This is a genomic window from Streptomyces speibonae, assembly GCF_984686075.1.
Genome location: NZ_OZ480260.1, coordinates 4510049 through 4532225, shown reverse-complemented (window position 1 = coordinate 4532225; position 22177 = coordinate 4510049). Strand labels below are relative to the sequence as shown.

The following is a 22177-nucleotide window of genomic DNA, read 5'->3' as shown; positions in this document are numbered from 1 at the left end:
GCAGACCGCCTTGCCCTCCCGGCCTCAATGGGCCGCCATGGATTGCCCTTTCGGTCAGATGTAGCCTTCCCTCAAGGCGTAAGCCACGGCGTGCGCTCGGTTCCGCAAGTGAAGTCGTGTGGTGATGCCGTGTATGACGTTTTTGACCGTGCGTTCGGAGTAGGACAGCTTGCCGGCGATCTCTCCGGTGTCGAGCCCCTCGGCGACCAGCCGCAGGACGTCCACTTCGCGGGGTGCGAGCCCCATGGAGTGGACTCCCGACCGGCCCCCCGCGCCGCGATGCAGCGTGCCCACTTGGCTGATGAGCCGCCCGAGCAGGTCGGCGGGCAGATCGCCGTCGCCGCGTGACGCGGTGAGTACGGCCTGCACCAGCCGGTGGGCGGTGGCCTCGTGCCGCCAGACGATGGCGCCGACACCGCATTCGACGACGTCCAGCAGCTCGCTCTCCCGGATCACACCGATCACCAGCACGGCGCGCGCGCCGTCGCTGCGTACGATGCGCCGCAGCCGGGTGAGCACCGCCTCGTCGAGTACGTCCGCCACGAGCAGGGCCACCGCGCCGGGCCCGGTGTCGTCGCGCAGGTCGATCTCCGGGTGCCGGCGCAGCTGGCTGATCACGCCCTCGCGGCTGATGGGGTCCGCGGCGGTCACCGACACGGGAACCCGCTGTCTTCCGGCACCCGGGGCGCCGGTGCCGGGGAGGCCGACCGTACGCGTGGTGCCGTTGGTGCTGATGGTGGTCCGGGGTGAGCTGAGCAACTGTGCCCCCTTGTTCAATAACCCGCCGCTCGGGGTGGGCCGGTGGCGGATGGGCACGTTCCACGCTGCGGTGGTCCCGGTGGCCCAGGCAATCGTGGAGCACCACGAGGTGCACCACGAGACCACGACGGCGGGCCACCACGAGACCCCGGGCACCGCACGAAGAACAGCAGGTCAGCAGCGGTTTGCACAACGGTGTACGGGCTCGTGGACCGGGTGCGGCGGCGGCATCGTGACCCTCGTCACGGTGCCGTCCGGACCCGGGATGCCCCGCTTCTCGTGCATGACCCGTGTCACACCCAATGCCACCACGGCACGTATCCGTGCGTCATACCCCTTAGGGGTCACACGTTGCCCCGTAGGGGTTACGGCCCTCAGGAGTTCCCCCCACCACAGGAGACAGCGATGACCGCACCGCTCCGCGAACGCGACGGCGCCCTCGCGCTGCTCGCGTCCGCCGCCGAGCGCGCCCGTGCCGGCACGGGCGGCCTCGTCCTGCTGCGCGGCGCCACCGGCACGGGACGCACCGCCGTGCTGGAACGTGCCGCGCGGCACGCCGAGGGGCTCGGCCTGCGCGTGCTGCACGCCCGCTGCTCCCCCGAGTACAGCAGCGTGCCGTTCGGCACCCTCCTCCACCTCCTGGACGCACCCGAGGACGCCGGCCCGAACCCCGACGGCACCCGCGGCGCCGCCGAACGGCTGTGGCGGCTGCTGCTCTCCTACGCGGCCGAGTACCCGTTACTTCTCGCCGTGGACGACGCCCATCTGCTCGACGACCACTCACGGCGCTGGCTCGCGGAGACGGCCCGCCGCGTCGACCGTCTGCCGGTGCTGGTGGTGGCCACCGAGCGCAGCCAGTACGACATCGACACCCGGCCACCCGGACTCGCCCACGCCCTCTCCCCCTCCCTGGTCCACGCCCACACCCTCGCCCCGCTCACCGACCCGGCGGCGGCCGCGATCGTGCGGGCCGCCTTTCCCTCGGCCGGGCCGCGGTGGACCGCCGAGTGCGTACGGGCCGGCGCCGGCAGCCCGCTGCTGCTGCACGCCCTGCTGGACGATCTGGGCGGCACCGCGTGGCACGACGGCCCCGCGCCGGACGGTGCCCCGCCGCTGCCGGAGACGTGCGCCGCCCTGTACCCCGGCACCTACCCCGCGGCCGTCTCCTGGTGGCTCAACAGCGCCGGGACCGCGACGGCCGACGTCGCCCGGTGCCTCGCGACACTGGAACAGGCGTGGCCCGGCGCGGACACCGGTGCCGCCCTCCCCGAGGCCGTCGGCGGCGACCCGGTGGACCTCCTCGCCGCCGCGTCCGGCGCCGACCCCGCCCGGGTCACCGGCTGGCTCGCCGCGATGACCCGGCTCGGCCTGCTGCGCCCCGACAACGTTGGCCGCCCCCGCTACGCGCACCCGCTGCTGCGGGACGCCGTGCTCACCGGCTGGCCCACGCCCCGCCGGGAGGCGGCGCACCGGGCGGCGGCGGAAGTGCTGCTGCACCGGGGCGGCCGGGTCGAGGTGGTCGCCCGGCACCTGCTGCACGCCCCGCCCGTGGGGGAGGCCTGGGCGCTGCGTGTGCTGCGGGACGCGGTGACGGTCGCCGTGGACGGCTGCCGGGTCGACGACGCCGTGCGCTATCTGCGCCGGGCGCTGGCCGAACCCCTCACCGACGATCTGCGGCAACGGCTGCTGACCACCCTGGGTTCCCTGGAGTACGCCACGGACGACGCCCCCTCGGCCGTCGCCCGCCTCGCCGAGGCGCAGGACCTGGCGGCCGAGCCCCGTGACCGGGTGCGCACGGCCGTCGCCCTGGGCACCGCGCTGGCCGGCCTCGACGAGATGCGCACGGCGATGGAGGTGCTGCGCCGTACGGAGATGCGGCTCGCGGACCATCCGGGCCTGGCCCATGTCGTACGGGCCGCCTACGTGCTCCTGTCCGACCATGATCTGACGACCCGGCAGGAGGTGTACCGGTGGCTGCGTGAGCGCGACAAGGACTCCCCGGAGCTGGTGGACACGGCCGCGCAGGCCCTGCTCCTGCGGTACTCGGCGACGGCCGGACTGATGTCCGCCGACGAGGCGATGACCCGCGTGCGCCGCCTGCTCACCGAGCCCACCGACCCGCTGTCCGAGCCCTTCCTGCTGAGCACGGCCGCGGCGGTCGCCGAGTGGGCCGACGAGCTCGATGAGGCGGACCGTCTCGTCGAACGCGGTCTGGCCGGGCAGCACCCCGCGCTGCTGCACCCGGTGCGCAGCGCGCTGCTCAACACCCGGGCCGACATCTCCGCGGCCCGCGGCGACCACGCGGGCCTCCTCACCGAGTACTACTCGGGCGGCGACCACACGGGCGCGGGCCCCGGCCGGCACCACGCCGGCACCCCCGGTCCGGCTGCCCGCACCCGCCCCTCCATCCGGGACGGCCATGTGCTGATGGCGCTCGTCCACACCGGCCGCCTCGGGGAGGCGCAACGGTTCGCGGACGGGTTCGACCTGGGCCGGGCACCGGACTCCTGGGCGCTGAACCGTTTCTTGTACGCGCGGGGCGTCCTGCGCTCAGCGGCCGGCGATCAGGCGGGCGCGCTCCACGACTTCCTGGAGTGCGGGCGCCGGCAGAGCGCCCGGGACATGGTCAGTCCGGTCGTCACCCCGTGGCGCACGGCGGTCGCGGAGTGCCGGCTGGCGCTCGGCCACCACCAGGAGGCGCTGGACCTGGCGGCGGAGGAACTGCGGCTGGCCAAGGTGTGGGACACCCCGCGCACGGTGGGCCGCTCCCTGCGGGTACTGGCCACCGCGACGGGCGGACGACGCGGCCTTGAACTGGCCGAAGAGGCGGTACGGATCCTTCGGGAGGCCCCCGTCGACACCGACACGGAGCTGATCCCGGCGCTGCTCGCGCAGGGCCGCCAGCTGCTGGCCTCGGGGGAGCGGTCCCAGGCCCGCGACCTGCTCCGGGAGGCGGCGGAACGCGCCGAGCGCACGGGCTCGCTCCGGCTGCGGGACCTGGCCGGGCAGGCGTTGCGCGAGGGCGGCGCCCGCCGCTCCGGCTCCGCCCTCACCGGTTCCGACGCCCTCACCGCGAGCGAGCGCCGCATCGCCGAACTGGCGGCCGCCGGCCGGACCAACTCGGAGATCGCGGCCCTCCTCCACCTGGCCCGGCGCACCGTCGAAACCCACCTGACCAGCACCTACCGCAAACTACGCATACGCCGCCGGGCGGAACTCCCCACCGCCCTGCTCCAAAACCCCCAAGAACCCCCCACGGCCTACACAGCCGCCCGAGACTGACGCAGCCCGCGGGCACCCACGCCCGCGGGCTGCCTCCGGACAACCGCGCCGCGCAGCCTGCGGGGTCGTACCCCGCAGGCTGCGGGCGGTCGTGTCTCCCCCAGTGCCTGAAGGGCCTGGGAGGTGCCCCCAGGGCGGCACGGGTGGGCGATGGGGGCACCTCCCGCTCATGGGGGGGAGGTACCCCCAGAAGCGCCGGGCCGCGCACCACCCCCGGCCCAGCAAAGGCACAGCCCCGCTCCACCGCCCGGCGGGCAGCGGCAGAGCAGGGCTGTGCCGGGAAGTCACACTCGACGGACCCGCGCCTCCGCGTCGTACTCCCCGAGAACGATCACATCGAAGGCGGCGGCAAGGAACACCTTCACGGCCCGCAGGGCATCACCGATCCGGTGCGCATGACTGCCCCGAAGAGCCGTCGCACCGGCCGGCCGCACCGGCGGTGTGGTGTGGTTGATGGTTGCTGCGCTCATGTCTCCATGGTTGCGCTCCACCCCCCGCGCGGACATCGGTCAGAGGGCCCACCTTGCGGATACGCCTCGGGGACGACGCCTCCTCCTCCGGCACGACGGAGGAGGCGCCTCACCCCTAACCCCTAACCCCTCACCCCTCACCCCTCACCCCACAGCTCAGCGCCCGATCGCGTCGAGCTCGGCAAGATCCTGCTCGGACAGCGTGATCCCCGCGCCCGCGACGTTCTCCCGCAGGTGCGCCACCGACGACGTACCGGGAATCAGCAGGATGTTGGGCGACCGCCGCAGCAGCCAGGCGAGGGCGACCGACATCGGACGGGTCCCGAGCCGGTCGGCCACGGCGGAGAGCGCCGAGGACTGCAGCGGGGTGAAACCGCCCAGCGGGAAGAAGGGCACGTAGGCGATGCCCTGCTCGGCGAGCCGGTCGATGAGCTCGTCGTCCCAGCGGTTGGCGAGGTTGTAGAGGTTCTGCACGCAGACGAACGGGGCGATGCTCTGCGCCTCGGCGACCTGCTCGGCGGTGGCGTTGCTCAGTCCGAGGTGCCGGATCAGGCCCTCCTGCTGCAGTTCGACGAGGGTCTCGTAGGCCTTGGCCAACGACCCCGGCTGCGGCCCCTCGGCGTTGCCGAGCCGCAGGTTGACCAGGTCCAGCGCGTCCACCCCGAGGTTCTCGAGGTTGTCGTGGACGGCCCGGCGCAGCTCGTCCGGCTCCCGGGCCGGGGGCCAGCCGCCCTGGTCGTCGCGGACCGCGCCCACTTTGGTCACGATGTGCAGCGCGTCGGGGTACGGGTGCAGCGCCTCGCGGATCAGCCGGTTGGTGACGTGCGGCCCGTACGCGTCGGCCGTGTCGATGTGCGTGATGCCGAGGCGCACGGCCTCGCGCAGCACCGCGAGTGCGCCGTCGTGATCGGCCGGCGGCCCCATCACGCCGGGGCCGGCCAGCTGCATGGCCCCGTATCCGAAGCGGGTGACGGTCAGATCACCCAGGGTCCAGGTGCCGCCGGGCAGAGAAGTGTCCGAGGGCACAGAGGGCAGAGACGTGCTCGAAGCATGCGAAGTGCTCATGCCTCCCACCGTCCCCGCCGCCCGCCCCCGCACCCAGTCCCCCGCCGATCCTGGGAGTGACAGGACCAGGGACGGCCGTCCCGGTGCGCCTAGCATGGAGGACATGCCTGAGGAGAACCTGCTCGGTGACTACCTCCGGGCCCGCCGTGAACTGGTGACGCCCGAGGACATCGGGCTGCCGACGCACGGCATACGCCGGGTGGCGGGGCTGCGCCGCGAGGAAGTCGCGATGCTCGCCGGCATCAGCTCCGACTACTACCTGCGCCTCGAGCAGGGCCGCGACCGCAATCCGTCGACGCAGGTCCTCGACGCGCTCGCCAGGGTGCTCCAGCTCGACGACACCGCCACGAGCTACCTGCACCAGCTCGCCGCGCCGCGCCCCCGCGCCCGGCGCCGCTCCCGGCGGCGGGCGGTTCCGCCGGCCACGGCACAGCTGCTCGAGACGATCGGGCTGCCGGCCTTCGTGACGGACCGGTCCCTCGACGTGGTCGCGGCCAACGCGCTCGCCACCGCCCTCGCCCCGGGCATCCGGGTGGGGGAGAACCGGCTGCGGTCGTTCTTCCTCGACCCCGCCGAGCAGGCGCTGCACACGGACTGGAAGGACACGGCGGCCCGGTGTGTCGCCGCGTTCCGCAGGCGGCTCGGGTCGGACGTCGACGACCCGCGGGTGGTCCGGCTCGTGGGGGAACTGTCGCTGGCCAGCGAGGAGTTCCGGCAGGTGTGGGCGCGCCACGACGTGCGGCAGACGGGCAACGGGCCGATCGGGATCGACCATCCCCAGGTCGGCCGGATGGACCTCACCATGTCGAAGATGGACATCGACGGCCCCGAAGTCCTGTCGCTCGCGGTCTACCACGCCGAACCGGGGAGCGAGGCCGCCGACCGGCTCGCCCTCCTCGCCTCGCTGACCACGGAACCGGCCCGGCGGCCGGGCGCCGGGACCGTCGTACGGGAAGCGGACGACCAGACGCGTACGAGCTGACCGCGCCCCCGGTCGGACACCCCGACCGGCGCGTAAATCGTTTGGCCCCCACCGCCCCCGTGTCCTAGACTCTCCGCTCTTGCCCGCCTCCCTCACGGAGAGCCACCGCCCGGACGGAAACCGGCCGGTACGACGCAGCCACCCAGCAGCAGGTCCCGGAGGCACCCCCTTGTCCGCGTCCACGCCGGTAGACGAACCCGCGCACGACCCCGTACCCGAATCCGCGCACGACCCCGTGGCCGAGCCCGCGCACGAAGCCGCGGACGGCCCCCTCGCCCGAGAGCGCGCCCACCTCTCCGCGTCGCGTTCCGCGCTCCGCGCGATGCGTGAGGACGTCGAGGCCCTCGACATCAGCGATGTCACCGCGAACTGGGTCAACGCGGCCGTCCTTCAGCACCAGATCGAGGAGCGCATCAAGGCGCTGGCCGACCTCAGCGACACCCCGCTGTTCTTCGGCCGCCTCGACTACCTGCACTCCCCCGGCGCGGAACAGGCCGAGGGTGCGGACGGTGAGCGCTTCTACATCGGACGGCGTCATGTGCACGACGCGGACGGCGACCCGATGGTGATCGACTGGCGTGCGCCGGTGTCGCAGCCGTTCTACCGGGCGTCCAAGAAGGACCCGATGGACATCGGGCTGCGCCGCCGCTTCGGCTACACCGGCGGTGACCTCACCGCGTACGAGAACGAGCACCTGTCCGACCCCACGGAGGCGGCCACCACCAGCAAGCTCCTCCAGCAGGAGATCGAGCGTCCGCGCGTGGGCCCGATGCGGGACATCGTCGCGACGATCCAGCCGGAGCAGGACGAGATCGTACGGTCGGGTCTGTCCGGCAGCGTCTGTGTACAGGGAGGGCCCGGTACCGGGAAGACGGCCGTCGGCCTGCACCGGGTCGCCTACCTCCTCTACGCCCACCGCGAGCGGCTGGCCCGCACCGGCACTCTGGTCGTCGGCCCGAACCGGTCCTTCCTGCACTACATCGAGCAGGTGCTGCCCGCGCTGGGCGAGCTGGCCGTCGCGCAGGCCACGGTGGACGACCTGGTGGCGCACGTGGAGGTGCGCGGGACGGACGACGCGGCGGCGGCGGTGGTCAAGGGCGACGCGCGGATGGCCGAGGTCCTGCGCAGGGCCCTGTACTCCCACGTCACCATGCCCGTGGAGCCGGTCGTGGTCGTGCGCGGCTCCCGCCGCTGGCGGATCCCGGCGTACGAACTGGAGGAGATCGTCCAGCAGTTGCTGGACCGCGACATCCGCTACGGCGCCGCCCGCGACGCCCTCCCGCAGCGCATCGCGCACGCCGTGCTGGTGCTGATGGAGCGGGCGGGCGAGGCACCGGACGACCGGGTCCAGGACGCGGTGGCCCGCAACGCGGCGGTGAAGGCGGCGGTGAAGACGGTCTGGCCGGCCGTCGACCCTGCGAAGCTGGTGCTGCGGCTGCTGAGCGACGCGGAGTTCCTGGCGGAGCACGCGGAGGGTCTGCTCGACGAGCAGGAGCAGAAGACGATCCTGTGGGCGAAGCCCGTCCGCTCGGTGAAGTCGGCGAAGTGGTCGGCGGCGGACGCGGTGCTGATCGACGAGGCGGCCGACCTGATCCAGCGCACGCACTCGCTCGGGCACGTGGTGCTCGACGAGGCGCAGGATCTGTCCCCCATGCAGTACAGGGCGGTGGGCCGGCGCTGCACGACCGGTTCGGCGACGGTCCTCGGCGACCTGGCCCAGGGCACCACGCCCTGGGCGACGCGGAGTTGGCAGGAGGCCCTGCGTCACCTGGGCAAACAGGACGCGGTGATCGAGGAGCTGACGGCCGGTTTCCGCGTGCCCACGGACGTCATCACCTATGCCTCCCGGCTCCTGCCGCACATCGCGCCGGGGCTGACGCCGGTGGCGTCGATCCGTGAGAACCCGGGCTTCTTCGAGATCCGCCCGTCCAGCGGCCCGGACGACGTGGTGGCCGCGTGCCGCGAACTCCTGGGCAACGAGGGCTCGGTGGGCCTGATCGCGGCGGACGCCCGCATCCCGGAACTCGCCGAAGCGCTGACGGCCGCGCACCTCACCTACGTCGCCCCGGGCGAGGAGACCACCCGGACCACCCGCCTGACCCTGGTCCCGGCCTCCCTGGCGAAGGGCCTGGAGTACGACTACGTCCTCCTGGACGAGCCCACCGCCGTGGTGCGGTCCGAACCCGACGAACGCACCGGCCTCCGCCGCCTCTACGTCACCCTCACCCGAGCCGTCTCAGGCCTCATCGTGACCCACACGGCCCCTTTGCCACCCCAGCTGACATAGCTGCGGGCAGTCGCGCCGCGCAGCCTGCGGGCAGTCGTGCCTCCCCCAGAGCCTCAAGGGCCTGGGAGGTACCCCCAGGGCGGCACGGGTGGGCGGTGGGGGTACCTCCCGCTCGAGCGCAGCCGAGAGTGGGGGAGGCACCCCGCTGGCGCCGGGCTGCGCAACACCCCCCCCCGCTCAGCCCAACGCGCCGGCCCACCGGCTCAGCCCCCCAGCACCCCCCGCCACTCGGCCACGGCCGCAGCCGACACGGGCCCGTCCCACCCCCGAACCCGCGCCGCCCCACCAATATGAAACGCCTCGATCCCCGCCCGCCTCAGCTCCGCCACATGCTCCAACCGCAACCCGCCCCCCACCAACAACTCCTGCCGATACCCCTGCTCCCCCCGCCGCCCCGCCTCCGCGACCAGCGTCGACAGCCCCGCGTCGACCCCCTCCGCCGCCCCGGCCGTCAGATACGTGTCCAGCCCCGCCACATCCGCGAGCTGCTTGCGCAACGCATCCCGGTCGGCGGCCCGGTCGATCGCGCGGTGGAACGTCCACCGGCACCCCTCCAGCGCACCGGCGACCCGCTCCACCGCGTCCAGATCCACGCCCCCGTCGGCGTCGAGGAAGCCGAGGACGAACTCCTCCGCCCCGGCCTCCCGCAGGTCGTACGCCGCGGCGACCAGCCGCCCGACGTCCCCCGCGGCGAACCCGTCCGCCAGCCGCAGCATCACCCGCACCGGGATGTCCACGGCCGCCCGGATCTCCGCGACGGTGGCGGGAGCCGGCGTCAGCCCGTCCGCCGCCATGTCGGTGACCAGCTCGAGGCGGTCCGCGCCTCCGGCCTGCGCGGCCACCGCGTCCTCGACGTCGAGGGCGATCACCTCCAGCACTGCACGCTTGCTCATGGGGCCCCATTCCTCGGCATCGGACGGCGACGACAGGTCTAGTCCATTCCAGCCTACCGTCCGCCGGTCCCCCGCCCGGGCTCCCACCGCTCAGCGGCCGAAAATGTTCAGCTCCGCCGCCTCCGCCCCGGCCAGCTCGTACGACACCCCGTCCACCGGGCGCCCCGCGTACAGCCGCACCAGCGTCGGCCCGTCGCCGATGTAGCGGGCCGGGGGGCGCTGCCCCGAGGTGTCGCCCAGCCGCAGCGGCTCGTCGGCGTCGTCGAGATCGGCGTGGAGCGGAAGATGCCCCTGCCGCCCGGTCACCTGCGCCAGCAGGTTCAGCGCGTACGGCAGCCCCGCACCCGCGTACGCGCCCGGCTCCCCCAGCGCGGCCCGTACATCCCCGGCGTGCACCCACTCGCCCAGCGCGAGCACGTCCAGCACGCCGCCCGCCTCGGCGATCAGCGGGCCGGCCTCGGCCATCCCCCGCTCCAGCTCGTCCACGATCCGGGCGTTCGTCCACTCGGCCCGCTCGGCGATGTCGCGCTCATTGCTGTCGGGCGAGAACACCCCCTCCTCGAACCGCCCCTCCAGCACCCGTGACAGCGCCGACGAGCAGTGCGCCAGCACTCCCCGCACCGTCCACCCCGGGCACGCCACCACCGGCAGTTCGAAATCCCCGTCGTCCCGCGCCCGCAGCAACGGCACCAGCGCGTCCCGCTCCACCGTCAGCAGCCGCCCGGGCAACTCCGGGTCCCGTACATTCCGCACATCCGCAGGAGTCGTCATACGGTCCACGCTAGTGCGGCGGCGGACTCCGGTGGCCGAGGCGGCCGGTACCGGCCGAGGACAATGAACCCATGGCCGACACAGAAGCCCTCCGCGCCCGTTTCGTCCGTGCCCTGGAAGGGGCCCGCGGTCCCGGCGGCGGGCCCGATCCGCTGCCGTACGCCGACAACCTGCTCGGGCGGTGGCAGGAACCGCAGCGGCACTACCACACGCTCACCCACCTCACGGCCGTCCTCGACCATGTCGACACGCTGGCGGAGCACGCCGAGGACCCGGACGTCGTACGGCTGGCGGCCTGGTTCCACGACGCCGTGTACCTGCCGGAGCGGTCGGAGAACGAGGAGCGGTCCGCGCGGCTCGCGGAGCGGGCGCTCCCCGAGGCCGGAGTGCCGGCGGAGGCGACCGCCGAGGTGGCCCGGCTGGTGCGGCTCACCGTCACGCACGACCCGGCCGGCGACGACCGCGACGGTCAGGTGCTGTGCGACGCCGACCTGGCGATCCTCGCGGCGCCGCCGTCGGCGTACGCCGCCTACACCGCCGCCGTGCGCGAGGAGTACCACTTCGTGCCGAACGACGCCTTCCGCGCGGGCCGCGCCGACGTGCTGCGGCAGCTGCTCGCCCTGCCCCGCCTGTTCCGCACGCCGTACGGGCGGGAGCACTGGGAGGCCACCGCCCGCCACAACCTGCGCGGCGAACTGGAAATGCTGTCGACCGCGTCCGCACCGCCCGCCTAGCCTGCCCGGCATGCATGCTTCAGGAGCGGAACAGGTGGAGGAAGCCGTCGCGGACTGCGTGGCGGCGCTGGGGGCGGTCACCGACCGGGACTGGACGGAGGTCAGGGCGGGGCGGCTGGAATGGAGCTGCCGGAGGACGGCGGCGCACATCGCGAGCGACCTCATCGCGTACGCGGGACAGCTCGCCGGGCGCACGCAGGACGCGTACACGCCCTTCATGATCACCATCGACGGCGCCGAGGACGGCCTGGACCCCGCCGACAACGCCGGCACCCTCCAGGTGATCACCGCGACCGGCGCCCTGCTCGCCGCCGCGGTCCGCACCACCCCGCGCGCGGTCCGCGCCTTCCACCCGTTTCCCTTCCGGCACGCCAACCGTGAGGGCTTCGCCGCGATGGGCGTGGCCGAGGTGCTGCTGCACACGTACGACATCGCCGAGGGGATGGGGATCGACTACGAACCGCCCGCCGAGCTGGCCTCCTTCGTGCTCACCCGGATCTTCCCGCAGGTCAAGCCGGGTCCCACACCGTGGCAAACGCTGCTGTGGGCGACCGGGCGCGGCGATCTGCCGGGGCGGGAGCCGGTCACCGCCTGGCGGTGGAGCAACAACCCGGTGCTCCGTTCGGAGCGGCTGGCCCTGGAGGGTGTCACCCCGGCGGCCGCCGCCGATCTGTCCCTGGCGGGCGACGGCGGCTTCGCGTGGGTCGGCGGGGCCGCGGCCGACGGCACCCGCGAGGGCGCCGGGATCATGGTCAAGCAGTACGAGGAGGGCGTGTTCCACCCGGAGTGGGGCATGTACGCGCTGGTGAGGCGCGAGGACGACCTGGCGGTCGGCGCGATGGGCTTCCACGGGGTCCCGGACGGCGACGGCCGGGTCGAGATCGGCTACGACCTCGTGGTGGGCGCCCGTGGCCACGGCTACGCCACCGAGGCGCTGCGCACCCTGTCGCGCTGGGCGCTGGAGCAGGACGGCGTGCGGACCGTGGCCGCCGTCGTCGACCACGAGAACGTGCCCTCGCAGAACGTCGTCACCCGGGCCGGCTTCACCCGGGTCTCCGAGGACGTGGGGCAGATCTCCTACGAACTGCGCCGCTGAGCCGCCCGTTTGCGCCGCCGCAGCCCCGCCCCGTGCAGCAGCACCACCACCTGGCGGCTGCTCACCTCGACGGCCCCCGCGCGCACCGCGTCGGCGTACCGGTGCCCGGGGATGTCGTAGTGGTCGCGTTCGAAGGCACGGCGGGAGACGCCCAGACGGTGGGCGAAGGCGTGCAGTTCGGCGTAGGAGAGGTCGCTGACGAGGTGGGACCAGAGCAGACCGTGGCCGGGCCAGGTGGGCGGGTCGATGTACACGGTCACGAGGGCATCGCCCCGCCCAGCGAGCCCACCGAGGCGACCTTCACGCCCGCCTTGTGGCAGACCCAGTGCGGGTCGGGGCCGAGCTCCGGCTCCACCTCCAGCGCGTGCGGGTCGCCGGTGCCGCACACCGGGCACAGGGGCCAGCGCCCGTACCGCTCCAGGAGGGCGTCCTGGACGTCCTGGGCGACCAGGCCAGGGAGGAAGGCGACCCCGTCCGGCCACTGCTCGACCCACCAGCGCCGGTGCGCCACGGAGTCCTCCACCATGGACACCACGTCCGCCTCGGCGACCTCGTGGGCGACCAGGTCGGCGAGCACGAGGGCGCGCGCGGCGTGCAACGCTTGTTCCAGGGGGCCGACCGGTCGGGTGCCGGGTTCGCCGTGGGGCTCGGGATCCATGTCCCTATTGTGCGCACTCTTGACCGCGAGGCCGCAGCGAAAATATCTTTCACTGTGTGACCAATGACCTGAAGGAAACTTTCGCGGGTGGTGCGGGTGGCACCGCACCGGCCCCGCCCGCGCCCGCCGCCCTCGCGGCGAAGGTGCGCACGCTGGCGCCGTCGATGACGCGTTCCATGCAGCGGGTCGCCGAAGCCGTCGCCGACGACCCGGCCGGCTGCGCCGCCCTCACGGTCACCGGCCTCGCCGAGCTCACCGGCACCAGCGAGGCCACCGTCGTCCGCACCGCCCGGCTGCTCGGCTACCCCGGCTACCGCGACCTGCGTCTGGCGCTGGCCGGTCTCGCCGCCCAGCAGCAGTCCGGGCGCGCGCCCGCCATCACCACGGACATCGCGGTGGACGACCCCATAGCCGACGTCGTGGCCAAACTCGCCTACGACGAGCAGCAGACCCTCGCCGACACCGCGGCCGGTCTCGACACCGTGCAGCTCGCCGCCGCCGTGACCGCCCTGGCCGGCGCCCGGCGCACCGATGTGTACGGGGTGGGCGCGTCGGGTCTCGTCGCCCAGGACCTCATCCAGAAGCTGCTGCGCATAGGCCTGTTGGCGCACGCCCACAGCGACCCGCACCTCGCGGTCACCAACGCGGTGCAGCTCCGCCCGGGCGACGTGGCGATCGCCATCACCCACTCCGGGACGACCGGCGACGTCGTGGAACCGCTCCGGGTGGCCTTCGAGCACGGGGCGACGACGGTGGCGGTCACCGGCCGCCCGGACGGCCCCGTCACGCAGTACGCCGACCACGTCCTGACCACCTCCACGGCCCGGGAGAGCGAGCTGCGGCCCGCCGCGATGTCCTCCCGGACGGGACAACTGCTGGTCGTGGACTGCCTGTTCGTGGGGGTCGCGCAGCGGACCTACGAGGCGGCGGCGCCGGCGCTGGCCGCGTCGTACGAGGCGCTGGCGCACCGGCACCGGGCGCCCCGCAAGGGACCGTAGACCGGCACAGCCCCGCGCCCCGAGGCAGGCTGCCCGACCCCGAACCTGAAAGATCCGCCATGACTTCCACCTCCCACCACCGCGACCTGCGCGCCCAGTTGGAGACGCTGACCACCGAGGCGTTCCGGCCGGAACTGGCGGACGTCGACCGGCTGCCGACCCTCGAGATCGCGCGCCTGATGAACCGCGAGGACGCCACCGTGGCCGGTGCCGTCGCCGAGCAGGTACCGGCGATCGCCGCCGCCATCGACGCCGTCGCCGAGCGGATGGCCCGCGGCGGCCGGCTCATCCACGCGGGCGCGGGCACCGCCGGCCGGCTGGGCGTGCTGGACGCCTCCGAGTGCCCGCCGACCTTCAACACCGCCCCCGAGCGGGTCGTCGGCCTGATCGCGGGCGGCCCCGGCGCCATGGTCACCTCCGTCGAGGGCGCCGAGGACTCCCCCGAGCTGGCCGAGGCCGACCTGGCCGCACTGAAGCTGACCCCCGACGACACGGTGGTCGGCATCTCCGCCTCCGGCCGCACCCCCTACGCCATCGGCGCCGTCACCCACGCCCGCGCCCGGGGCGCCCTCACCGTGGGCCTGGCCTGCAACCGGGGCAGCGCGCTGGCCGCCGCGGCCGAGCACGGCATCGAGGTCGTCGTCGGCCCGGAGTTCCTCACCGGCTCCACCCGCCTCAAGGCCGGTACGGCACAGAAGCTGGTGCTGAACATGCTGTCGACGATCACGATGATCCGGCTGGGCAAGACGTACGGGAACCTGATGGTCGACGTCCGCGCCTCCAACGAGAAGCTGCGCGCCCGCTCCCGCCGTATCGTCGCCCAGGCGACGGGCGCGGCGGACGACGTCGTCGAGCGTGCCCTGACCGCCACGGACGGCGAGGTCAAACCCGCGATCCTGGTCATCCTGGCCGACATCGACGGCCCCACGGCCGCCCGCCTCCTGACCGAGTCCGACGGCCACCTGCGCGCCGCGCTGGCCGAGGCGGGCTTCGGCGCGTAGGGCGGTGTCCCGTCCCCCGGCGGGCGGCGGATACTGGGGGGACCCGACCCGGAGACGCATCATGAACCACGCGCAGCTCACCGCCCTGGGCCGCGCCCTGCGTGTGCTCGGGGAGCACGGCGAGGCGCTGTCCGCCGACACGCCGGACGCCCGGCTGCACGAAGTGAAGAACGATCTGCGGCGCGCCCTGGACCTGCTGGAGGAGAGCGTCACCACGGCCGCGCCCAGCACGCGCTGCGCCGAGCACCCCACGGGCCCGGTCGACGAGAGCGCCCCGGACCTGTGCCTGCTCTGCGAGACCCGGCGCCGCGCCGCCCGCCGCGCCGAGTTCAACGGCCCCGCCCCGCAGCCCCGGCCCGCCGAGCCCGCGCCGTCCCGGTACGGGGTGCGCGGCGACCGGCCGCAGCCGCAGCAGCGGTGGCTGCCGGAGGCGTGGAACGGCCAGGCGTGGCAGCTGTGCGGGACACCGCGCAGGGACCGGCGCGAGGCGGAGCTGTTCATCGCGGCACAGCGGCGAGGATCACGGCCCGCCATGGCGTACCGGATCGTGCACGAGTTCACCGACTACGAGGTGCTGCGCGTCTGGGGCACCCCGGTCAGGGTGGACATCGAGCCGATGGGCAATCTCTGAGCCGTCCCCGAACGGCGCGAGGGCGGCACCCCCTGCCGAAGCAGGGGGTGCCGCCCTCGGTCACGCGACGGACGGATCCGATCCTCGGGGAGGATCAGAAGTCCATGTCACCGCCCGGCATGCCGCCGCCGGCCGGCGCGGCGGCCTTCTCCGGCTTGTCGGCGATGACGGCCTCGGTGGTCAGGAACAGCGCGGCGATGGAGGCGGCGTTCTGCAGCGCGGAACGGGTCACCTTCGCCGGGTCGATGATGCCTTCCTTGACCAGGTCGACGTACTCGCCGGTCGCGGCGTTCAGGCCGTGGCCCGGGGTCAGGTTGCGCACCTTCTCCACCACGACACCGCCCTCGAGGCCGGCGTTGACGGCGATCTGCTTCAGCGGGGCCTCGAGCGCGATGCGCACGGCGTTGGCGCCGGTCGCCTCGTCGCCCTCGAGCTCCAGCTTCTCGAAGACCTGGGTGGCCTGGAGCAGGGCCACGCCGCCACCGGCGACGATGCCCTCCTCGACGGCCGCCTTGGCGTTGCGCACGGCGTCCTCGATGCGGTGCTTGCGCTCCTTGAGCTCCACCTCGGTGGCGGCACCGGCCTTGATGACCGCGACACCGCCGGCGAGCTTCGCCAGGCGCTCCTGCAGCTTCTCGCGGTCGTAGTCCGAGTCGCTGTTCTCGATCTCGGCGCGGATCTGGTTCACGCGGCCCTGGACCTGGTCCGCGGAGCCGGCACCGTCGACGATGGTGGTCTCGTCCTTGGTGATGACGACCTTGCGGGCCTTGCCGAGCAGGTCGAGCGTGGCGTTCTCCAGCTTGAGGCCGACCTCCTCGGAGATGACCTCGCCGCCCGTGAGGATCGCGATGTCGCCGAGCATGGCCTTGCGGCGGTCACCGAAGCCCGGGGCCTTGACGGCGACGGACTTGAAGGTGCCGCGGATCTTGTTGACGACCAGGGTCGACAGGGCCTCGCCCTCGACGTCCTCGGCGATGATCAGCAGCGGCTTGCCCGACTGCATGACCTTCTCCAGGAGCGGGAGCAGGTCCTTGACGTTGGAGATCTTGGAGTTCGCGATCAGGATGTACGGGTCGTCGAGGACGGCCTCCATACGCTCCATGTCGGTGGCGAAGTACGCCGAGATGTAGCCCTTGTCGAAGCGCATACCCTCGGTGAGCTCCAGCTCCAGACCGAAGGTCTGGGACTCCTCGACGGTGATGACGCCTTCCTTGCCGACCTTGTCCATGGCCTCGGCGATGAGCTCGCCGATCTGGGTGTCGGCGGCGGAGATGGAGGCCGTGGAGGCGATCTGCTCCTTGGTCTCGACGTCCTTGGCCTGCTCCAGCAGGGCGGCGGAGACGGCCTCGACGGCCTTCTCGATACCGCGCTTCAGGGCCATCGGGTTGGCACCGGCGGCAACGTTGCGCAGGCCCTCCTTGACCAGGGCCTGGGCGAGCACGGTCGCGGTGGTCGTACCGTCACCGGCGACGTCGTCCGTCTTCTTGGCGACTTCCTTGACCAGCTCGGCGCCGATCTTCTCGTACGCGTCCTCGAGCTCGATCTCCTTGGCGATGGAGACACCATCGTTGGTGATCGTGGGGGCGCCCCACTTCTTCTCGAGGACGACGTTGCGGCCCTTGGGGCCGAGCGTCACCTTCACGGCGTCCGCGAGCTGGTTCATGCCGCGCTCGAGGCCGCGCCGCGCCTCCTCGTCGAACGCGATGATCTTGGCCATGTGAAGTGGTCCCTCCAGGACTGGGGGTGATTCCTTCGGACCGCGCCCGCGCCCGCGACGGACGGCTCGCCGGCCCCGTGGTTCCTTGCCCCACACGGCCCGCGGGCCTCACCGACCCGGTCCTCGTTGTCACTCTCACCATCAGAGTGCTAACGCCAATGATTAGCACTCGACCCACCCGAGTGCAAGGCGCGCCCGCGAAGCGGGCTCGTCGTGGGGTGGCGGTCGGGTGACGGGTGGGCGCAAGCGCCCAGGGGGCGCACACGGGAGCGCTCAGCCGCGCGCGGACGGCGCGGAGCGGCGAGGGCGGGCATGGTGAAGGGCATGGTGAAGGGCATGGTGAAGGGCCCGCACCCCGAGGGGGACGGGCCCTTCACCGGCAGAAGATTCTAGCGGCCGGTAGCGCGTTCAGGCGCTGACACGAACCATGTCGGCCTGCGGGCCCTTCTGGCCCTGCGAGATCTCGAACTCGACCCGCTGGCCTTCTTCGAGGGTGCGGTAGCCGTCCATCTGAATCGCGCTGTAGTGGACGAAAACATCCGCACCACCGTCGACCGCGATGAAGCCGTACCCCTTCTCCGCGTTGAACCACTTGACGGTGCCCTGAGCCATGCCTAACTCCCCTATTACTGGCCCTTGCACAGATCCACACTTCGCGGATCCGGGTCAGACCTCACCCCCCAACGGTTGGGGGCGTGCGCCGGAACGCGTCGACCGCGGCTGAATGTATCTGTCCAACTGCCGTCTGCAACAGGTCAATCGGACGAGAAATCTGGACGCCGCCGGTCCGGAATGTGGCGAGAATTCGTCTGAATTCAGGGCAAGTCGGGCCGGACAATCGGCACAAATGCCGCGAGAAGGGCCCAGACTTTGGCTACTTCCAGTCGGGCGTGCGGCAGAAATTCAGGGTGCTCGATCAGTGGATCAGGAGCGCGTTCCCCAACCCTACCGCGTTCAACCCCACGGAATTGCCCCCTCCGCATCTCTTACGGAAGGGGCAGGTTCCCCTACGTTCGGTCACCGTCATTACCGAAGGTAATGATCAGCCGCCGGCCACCGCCGGGATGATCGACACACCGGCGCCGTCCGGGGTGGCCGTCTCCAGCCCCTGCTCGAACCGCACGTCGTCGTCGTTCACGTAGACGTTGACGAACCGCCGCAGCTTGCCCTGGTCGTCCAGGACCCGGGCGGCGATGCCCGTGTGGTTCTTCTCCAGATCGGAGATGACCTCCCCGAGGGTGGCCCCCTCGGCGGTCACCTCGGCCTTGCCGCCGGTGTAGGTGCGCAAGATGGTAGGGATCCGAACAGTAACGCTCACTTTTGAAACCTCCGGTCAGGTGCCAACAGCCCCGCAGACGAAAAACTCAGACAAGCCGAACAACTCAGACAAGCCCGGCTTCACGGAACGACTCCAGGCTCGGACGGATCGTCGCCGTCAGCCCCGTGCCGGCCACCGCGTCCAGCGTCTTCAGACCATCACCCGTGTTCAGCACGACCGTGGTCAGGGACGGGTCGAGCACACCGCTCCCGAGGAGCTTCTTCGTCACGCCGACCGTGACGCCCCCCGCGGTCTCCGCGAAGATCCCCTCGGTCCGCGCGAGCGTCTTGATCGCCTCGACGATCTGCTCGTCGGTGACGTCCTCCACCGCACCGCCCGTGCGCCGCGCGATGTCCAGGACGTACGGCCCGTCCGCCGGGTTCCCGATCGCCAGCGACTTGGCGATCGTGTCCGGCTTCTGCGGACGTACGACGTCGTGCCCGGCCTTGTACGCGGTGGACACCGGCGAACAGCCCTCCGCCTGGGCGCCGAAGATCTTGTACGGCCGGTCCTCGACGAGCCCGAGCCTGATCAGCTCCTGAAGCCCCTTGTCGATCTTCGTGAGCTGCGAGCCGGAGGCGATCGGCACGACGATCTGGTCGGGCAGCCGCCATCCCAGCTGCTCGCAGATCTCGTACGCGAGGGTCTTGGACCCCTCCGCGTAGTACGGCCGCAGGTTGACGTTGACGAAGCCCCAGCCCTCGCCGGCCGGGTCGCCGATCAGCTCGGAGCAGAAACGGTTCACGTCGTCGTAGTTGCCCTCGATGCCGACGAGCTCCCCGCCGTAGACGGCGGCCATGACGACCTTGCCCTGCTCCAGGTCGTGCGGGATGAACACGCAGGAGCGCAGCCCCGCGCGGGCGGCGGCGGCGCCGACCGCGCCGGCCAGGTTGCCGGTCGAGGAGCAGGACAGGGTGGTGAAGCCGAAGGCGCGCGCGGCCTCGAGGGCCTGGGCCACGACGCGGTCCTTGAAGGAGTGCGTCGGGTTGCCGGAGTCGTCCTTGATGTACAGGCCGCCGGTGACGCCCAGCTCGCGGGCGAGGTTGTCGGCCTGGACGAGCTTGGTCCAGCCGGGGTTCAGGTTCGGCTTGGTCGCCACGTCCGCCGGGACGGGCAGCAGCGGCGCGTAGCGCCAGATGTTCGCGGGGCCCGCTTCGATGCGCCCCCGGAGCTCCTCGGTGTCGTAGGCCGAGAAGTCGTAGGCGATCTCCAGCGGGCCGAAACACTCCTCGCAGGCGAAGACCGGGCCGAGCGGCACGCGGTGACCGCATTCGCGGCAGGACAGCGCGGCGGCGGGGCCGAGGTCGACGGAGTTCGCGGCGGCGGAGTCGGTGGTGCTTGCGACAGTCTGCACAGCCATGTGAGGCGAGGCCCTTTCTCCTCATCTTCCTCACGACGCATCTCGCCGTGAGACGGATTTGGCACCTTCCCTAGCCGGGAGCCTCGCCACGTCCCTGTGACAAGAACCGACTGGAGGGTTGCCGGGGCTTCATCGGGCCGTATCCCTCTGCCCCTCTGGATGAGCGGTGTTCAGTTGTCCGCGCGACGACCCCGGCATGCGATGGTCATCGGCGTTGTTCAAGACTGTAACCGAAGGCCTGGAAGGTGGAGACAGTCCGTCCGAACCGCGAGATGGATCACGAGGCCAGTGAGGAGCCGGGAGCGTGCTGGAAGAAGTCGAGCGCTGGCTGACCGAGCGCTCGTGGTCCGTGGCCGACCGACCGCTCCACCGGATCCTGGCGGCGAAGCGTGCCACGGGCCAGACGGTGAGCGTGGTGCTGCCCGCGCTGAACGAGGAGACGACGGTCGGCGCGATCGTCTCGGCGGTCCGGCACGATCTGATGCTCCGGGTCCCGCTGGTCGACGAGGTCGTGGTGGTCGACTCGGGCTCGACCGACCGCACGGCCGAGGAGGCGGCGGCCGCCGGCGCGACGGTGGTGCACCGCGACGAGATCCTGCCCCGGCTGCCGGCGGTGCCCGGCAAGGGCGAGGTGCTGTGGCGGTCGCTGCTGGTCACCCGGGGCGACATCGTGTGCTTCGTCGACGCCGACCTCAGGGAGTTCTCCTCCGACTTCGTCTCCGGCATCGTCGGCCCGCTGCTCACCGAGCCCGGCGTGCAGCTGGTCAAGGCCATGTACGACCGTCCGCTCACGGTGCCCGGCGGACCCGCCCCCGGCACGGTCGCGGCCGGCCAGGGCGGCCGGGTGACGGAGCTGATGGCCCGCCCGCTGCTGAACATGCACTGGCCCCAGCTGGCCGGCTTCGTCCAGCCGCTGGGCGGCGAGTACGCGGCCCGCCGCACCCTGCTCGAACAGCTCCCGTTCCCGGTGGGCTACGGCGTCGAGCTCGGCATGCTGGTCGACGCCCTGCACCTGGTGGGCCTGGACGCGCTGGCCCAGGTCGACGTCGGGGTGCGCAAGCACCGGCACCAGGACGGCCACGCCCTCGGCCGCATGGCCGCCGCGATCTACCGCACCGCGCAGCTGCGGCTGGCCCGGGGCCAGATGCTCCGGCCGTCCCTGACCCAGTTCGAGCGGACCGGCGCCACCTTCGAACCCCGGACGTACTCCGTCGACACGGAGGAGCGGCCGCCGATGGCGGAGATCGCGGAGTACCGGGCCCGCAGAGTGGCCTGACCCCCTTTCCCGCCACCGGTCGGCCCGCCGACCGGCCGGCAGGTCAGCCGGCCACGCCGTCCGACCAGCGCCAGATGCCGCCGGAGTCCAGTGCGCAGGTCAGGTACTCGCCGCCGCGGCCGTGCGTGCTCAGTCCGCGGTGCTTCTTGGCGCAGAACTGGCCGTCGGCATAGCAGTTGCCCGCCGGGCTGGTGAGTTCGCAGGTGCCCGTACCGTCGCCGGTACCGCCCCCGGTGCCCCCGCTCCCGCCCGCGTCCCGGGTCTGCGGCGGCTCCGGCGTCGGGGTGGGCTTCGGGGTGTGCAGCAGCCGGCCGTCGCAGTCGCGGCCGTCGCGCGGGACGGTGAACGTCACGCCGCCGGAGCCGCCGCTCTGCTCGCAGACCGTCTCTCCGCTGCCCCAGGACGAAGCCCGCTTCCCGGTGCCCTCCAGGCGGACGGTGTAGCCGAGCCCCGCCTTCTCGGCCGCGCGGATGGCCGCCCCGACGCGGTCGCCGGTGTGGTCCGGCAACGTGACGAGGTCCGGCGTGGGCGTCGGGTCCGGCGCCTCGGTGGTGGCGGACAGCTCGGGTGCGGGGCTGCTGCCGGGCGTCGTCGTGACCGCCGCGGGCCGGTCGTCCGCGCCCTCCGTGCCCGTGCCTCCGTCGCCGCAGCCGGCCAGGGCCAGCGCGGAGGCCGCGATCAGTGCCGTCGTGCCGGCGAACCTGCGTGCGCGCACGCGTATCGGCATGCGTATGGGCATGGCGCCCACCCCCCTGATGTTGAAATGTGCACCACGCATCCTCGTATCGTTCACAACTTCTACACAACCCGCGTGACCACATCGCCACCGAGGTGACGCACCGGCACGTTTGAGGTTCAGGGTGCCGGGCTAGGTTGTGG

The 22177-nt window shown here is 72.6% G+C and carries 21 protein-coding genes and 1 riboswitch; of the genes, 9 read left to right on the top strand and 12 right to left on the bottom strand.

The features are described from left to right. Positions 1 to 54: 54 nt before the first annotated feature. Positions 55 to 759 (bottom strand): helix-turn-helix transcriptional regulator, encoded by a 705-nt coding sequence (locus tag AC5L3C_RS20625; protein WP_493650246.1) that lies wholly within the window; start codon positions 757 to 759, stop codon positions 55 to 57. Positions 760 to 1164: 405 nt separating this feature from the next. On the opposite strand from AC5L3C_RS20625, the gene AC5L3C_RS20620 reads away from it, so the two are divergent. Then, positions 1165 to 4041 (top strand): helix-turn-helix transcriptional regulator, encoded by a 2877-nt coding sequence (locus tag AC5L3C_RS20620; protein ID WP_493650245.1) that lies wholly within the window; start codon positions 1165 to 1167, stop codon positions 4039 to 4041. Between the two features lie 284 nt (positions 4042 to 4325). On the opposite strand, the gene AC5L3C_RS20615 is transcribed toward AC5L3C_RS20620, so the two are convergent. Further along, positions 4326 to 4511, bottom strand: a complete 186-nt coding sequence (locus AC5L3C_RS20615) for a hypothetical protein (RefSeq protein WP_125505667.1) — start codon at positions 4509 to 4511, stop codon at positions 4326 to 4328. A gap of 156 nt (positions 4512 to 4667) precedes the next feature. After that, entirely contained in the window at positions 4668 to 5576 is a 909-nt protein-coding gene (locus AC5L3C_RS20610; protein ID WP_125505666.1) for an aldo/keto reductase family oxidoreductase, read from the bottom strand. Between the two features lie 94 nt (positions 5577 to 5670). Here AC5L3C_RS20610 and AC5L3C_RS20605 point away from each other — a divergent pair, with 94 nt between their 5' ends. Beyond that, positions 5671 to 6558: a helix-turn-helix domain-containing protein gene (locus tag AC5L3C_RS20605; protein ID WP_125505665.1), complete on the top strand. Its 888-nt coding sequence runs from the start codon at positions 5671 to 5673 to the stop codon at positions 6556 to 6558. A 235-nt stretch (positions 6559 to 6793) separates the two neighbouring features. Next, positions 6794 to 8845, top strand: coding sequence for a HelD family protein (locus AC5L3C_RS20600; RefSeq protein WP_125510295.1), 2052 nt, complete (start codon positions 6794 to 6796; stop codon positions 8843 to 8845). Positions 8846 to 9048: 203 nt separating this feature from the next. On the opposite strand, the gene AC5L3C_RS20595 is transcribed toward AC5L3C_RS20600, so the two are convergent. Together AC5L3C_RS20595 and AC5L3C_RS20590 are read right to left on the bottom strand one after the other, a co-directional pair. Continuing rightward, positions 9049 to 9738: a copper homeostasis protein CutC gene (locus AC5L3C_RS20595; RefSeq protein WP_493650244.1), complete on the bottom strand. Its 690-nt coding sequence runs from the start codon at positions 9736 to 9738 to the stop codon at positions 9049 to 9051. Positions 9739 to 9828: 90 nt separating this feature from the next. After that, entirely contained in the window at positions 9829 to 10509 is a 681-nt protein-coding gene (locus tag AC5L3C_RS20590) for a maleylpyruvate isomerase family mycothiol-dependent enzyme (RefSeq protein WP_493650243.1), read from the bottom strand. A 71-nt stretch (positions 10510 to 10580) separates the two neighbouring features. Here AC5L3C_RS20590 and AC5L3C_RS20585 point away from each other — a divergent pair, with 71 nt between their 5' ends. Both AC5L3C_RS20585 and AC5L3C_RS20580 read left to right on the top strand, forming a co-directional pair. Then, on the top strand, positions 10581 to 11243 hold the full coding sequence (locus AC5L3C_RS20585) for an HD domain-containing protein (protein WP_493650242.1): 663 nt from the start codon (positions 10581 to 10583) through the stop codon (positions 11241 to 11243). 34 nt (positions 11244 to 11277) lie between these two features. Then, a complete protein-coding gene (locus tag AC5L3C_RS20580; RefSeq protein ID WP_493653952.1) occupies positions 11278 to 12339 on the top strand; it encodes a GNAT family N-acetyltransferase in 1062 nt (353 codons plus the stop codon). Here the strand turns inward: AC5L3C_RS20580 and AC5L3C_RS20575 are convergent. Together AC5L3C_RS20575 and AC5L3C_RS20570 are read right to left on the bottom strand one after the other, a co-directional pair. Then, positions 12321 to 12599 (bottom strand): DUF4031 domain-containing protein, encoded by a 279-nt coding sequence (locus AC5L3C_RS20575; RefSeq protein ID WP_493650241.1) that lies wholly within the window; start codon positions 12597 to 12599, stop codon positions 12321 to 12323. The two genes, AC5L3C_RS20580 and AC5L3C_RS20575, sit on opposite strands and share 19 nt — an antisense overlap. Beyond that, complete coding sequence (locus tag AC5L3C_RS20570; RefSeq protein ID WP_493650240.1) at positions 12596 to 12997, bottom strand: DUF8819 family protein; 402 nt, start codon at positions 12995 to 12997, stop codon at positions 12596 to 12598. Before AC5L3C_RS20570 ends, AC5L3C_RS20575 begins: the two co-directional genes overlap by 4 nt. A 56-nt stretch (positions 12998 to 13053) precedes the next feature. Between AC5L3C_RS20570 and AC5L3C_RS20565 the strand changes: the two genes are divergently transcribed. The 3 genes from AC5L3C_RS20565 to AC5L3C_RS20555 all read left to right on the top strand — a co-directional run bounded on the left by AC5L3C_RS20565 (position 13054) and on the right by AC5L3C_RS20555 (position 15627). Then, positions 13054 to 13995, top strand: a complete 942-nt coding sequence (locus AC5L3C_RS20565; RefSeq protein ID WP_493650239.1) for a MurR/RpiR family transcriptional regulator — start codon at positions 13054 to 13056, stop codon at positions 13993 to 13995. A gap of 59 nt (positions 13996 to 14054) precedes the next feature. Further along, the gene (murQ, locus tag AC5L3C_RS20560) at positions 14055 to 14996 is read left to right on the top strand and encodes an N-acetylmuramic acid 6-phosphate etherase (protein ID WP_493650238.1); all 942 of its coding nucleotides are present in this window, start codon (positions 14055 to 14057) and stop codon (positions 14994 to 14996) included. A gap of 61 nt (positions 14997 to 15057) precedes the next feature. Then, positions 15058 to 15627: a hypothetical protein gene (locus AC5L3C_RS20555; protein ID WP_493650237.1), complete on the top strand. Its 570-nt coding sequence runs from the start codon at positions 15058 to 15060 to the stop codon at positions 15625 to 15627. 94 nt (positions 15628 to 15721) lie between these two features. Here AC5L3C_RS20555 and groL read toward each other — a convergent pair whose 3' ends face one another. The 4 genes from groL to thrC form a co-directional block, all read right to left on the bottom strand. Beyond that, positions 15722 to 17344 carry a chaperonin GroEL gene (gene groL / locus AC5L3C_RS20550; RefSeq protein ID WP_493650236.1) on the bottom strand — a complete coding sequence of 541 codons (1623 nt, stop codon included), beginning with the start codon at positions 17342 to 17344 and terminating at the stop codon, positions 15722 to 15724. Between the two features lie 408 nt (positions 17345 to 17752). Next, the gene (locus AC5L3C_RS20545) at positions 17753 to 17956 is read right to left on the bottom strand and encodes a cold-shock protein (RefSeq protein ID WP_010035953.1); all 204 of its coding nucleotides are present in this window, start codon (positions 17954 to 17956) and stop codon (positions 17753 to 17755) included. Positions 17957 to 18386: 430 nt separating this feature from the next. Then, positions 18387 to 18662 carry a ubiquitin-like small modifier protein 1 gene (locus AC5L3C_RS20540; protein WP_125505655.1) on the bottom strand — a complete coding sequence of 92 codons (276 nt, stop codon included), beginning with the start codon at positions 18660 to 18662 and terminating at the stop codon, positions 18387 to 18389. Between the two features lie 64 nt (positions 18663 to 18726). After that, positions 18727 to 20022, bottom strand: a complete 1296-nt coding sequence (gene thrC / locus AC5L3C_RS20535) for a threonine synthase (protein WP_493650235.1) — start codon at positions 20020 to 20022, stop codon at positions 18727 to 18729. Positions 20023 to 20040: 18 nt separating this feature from the next. After that, a riboswitch (SAM riboswitch) is annotated at positions 20041 to 20188 on the bottom strand. A gap of 138 nt (positions 20189 to 20326) precedes the next feature. Here thrC and AC5L3C_RS20530 point away from each other — a divergent pair. Next, positions 20327 to 21298: a glucosyl-3-phosphoglycerate synthase gene (locus tag AC5L3C_RS20530; RefSeq protein WP_493650234.1), complete on the top strand. Its 972-nt coding sequence runs from the start codon at positions 20327 to 20329 to the stop codon at positions 21296 to 21298. A 43-nt stretch (positions 21299 to 21341) separates the two neighbouring features. Here AC5L3C_RS20530 and AC5L3C_RS20525 read toward each other — a convergent pair whose 3' ends face one another. Further along, positions 21342 to 22025, bottom strand: a complete 684-nt coding sequence (locus AC5L3C_RS20525; RefSeq protein ID WP_493653950.1) for a hypothetical protein — start codon at positions 22023 to 22025, stop codon at positions 21342 to 21344. Between the last annotated feature and the right edge of the window lie 152 nt (positions 22026 to 22177).

Bases quoted from the DNA above. Each gene is read 5' to 3' on its own strand.
- AC5L3C_RS20620 (WP_493650245.1), top strand. From the start codon at position 1,165: ATGACCGCACCGCTCCGCGAACGCGACGGCGCCCTCGCGCTGCTCGCG.
- AC5L3C_RS20615 (WP_125505667.1), bottom strand. From the start codon at position 4,511: ATGAGCGCAGCAACCATCAACCACACCACACCGCCGGTGCGGCCGGCC.
- AC5L3C_RS20610 (WP_125505666.1), bottom strand. From the start codon at position 5,576: ATGAGCACTTCGCATGCTTCGAGCACGTCTCTGCCCTCTGTGCCCTCG.
- AC5L3C_RS20605 (WP_125505665.1), top strand. From the start codon at position 5,671: ATGGAGGACATGCCTGAGGAGAACCTGCTCGGTGACTACCTCCGGGCC.
- AC5L3C_RS20595 (WP_493650244.1), bottom strand. From the start codon at position 9,738: ATGAGCAAGCGTGCAGTGCTGGAGGTGATCGCCCTCGACGTCGAGGAC.
- AC5L3C_RS20590 (WP_493650243.1), bottom strand. From the start codon at position 10,509: ATGACGACTCCTGCGGATGTGCGGAATGTACGGGACCCGGAGTTGCCC.
- AC5L3C_RS20585 (WP_493650242.1), top strand. From the start codon at position 10,581: ATGGCCGACACAGAAGCCCTCCGCGCCCGTTTCGTCCGTGCCCTGGAA.
- AC5L3C_RS20570 (WP_493650240.1), bottom strand. From the start codon at position 12,997: ATGGATCCCGAGCCCCACGGCGAACCCGGCACCCGACCGGTCGGCCCC.
- murQ (WP_493650238.1), top strand. From the start codon at position 14,055: ATGACTTCCACCTCCCACCACCGCGACCTGCGCGCCCAGTTGGAGACG.
- AC5L3C_RS20555 (WP_493650237.1), top strand. From the start codon at position 15,058: ATGAACCACGCGCAGCTCACCGCCCTGGGCCGCGCCCTGCGTGTGCTC.
- groL (WP_493650236.1), bottom strand. From the start codon at position 17,344: ATGGCCAAGATCATCGCGTTCGACGAGGAGGCGCGGCGCGGCCTCGAG.
- AC5L3C_RS20545 (WP_010035953.1), bottom strand. From the start codon at position 17,956: ATGGCTCAGGGCACCGTCAAGTGGTTCAACGCGGAGAAGGGGTACGGC.
- thrC (WP_493650235.1), bottom strand. From the start codon at position 20,022: ATGGCTGTGCAGACTGTCGCAAGCACCACCGACTCCGCCGCCGCGAAC.
- AC5L3C_RS20525 (WP_493653950.1), bottom strand. From the start codon at position 22,025: ATGCCGATACGCGTGCGCGCACGCAGGTTCGCCGGCACGACGGCACTG.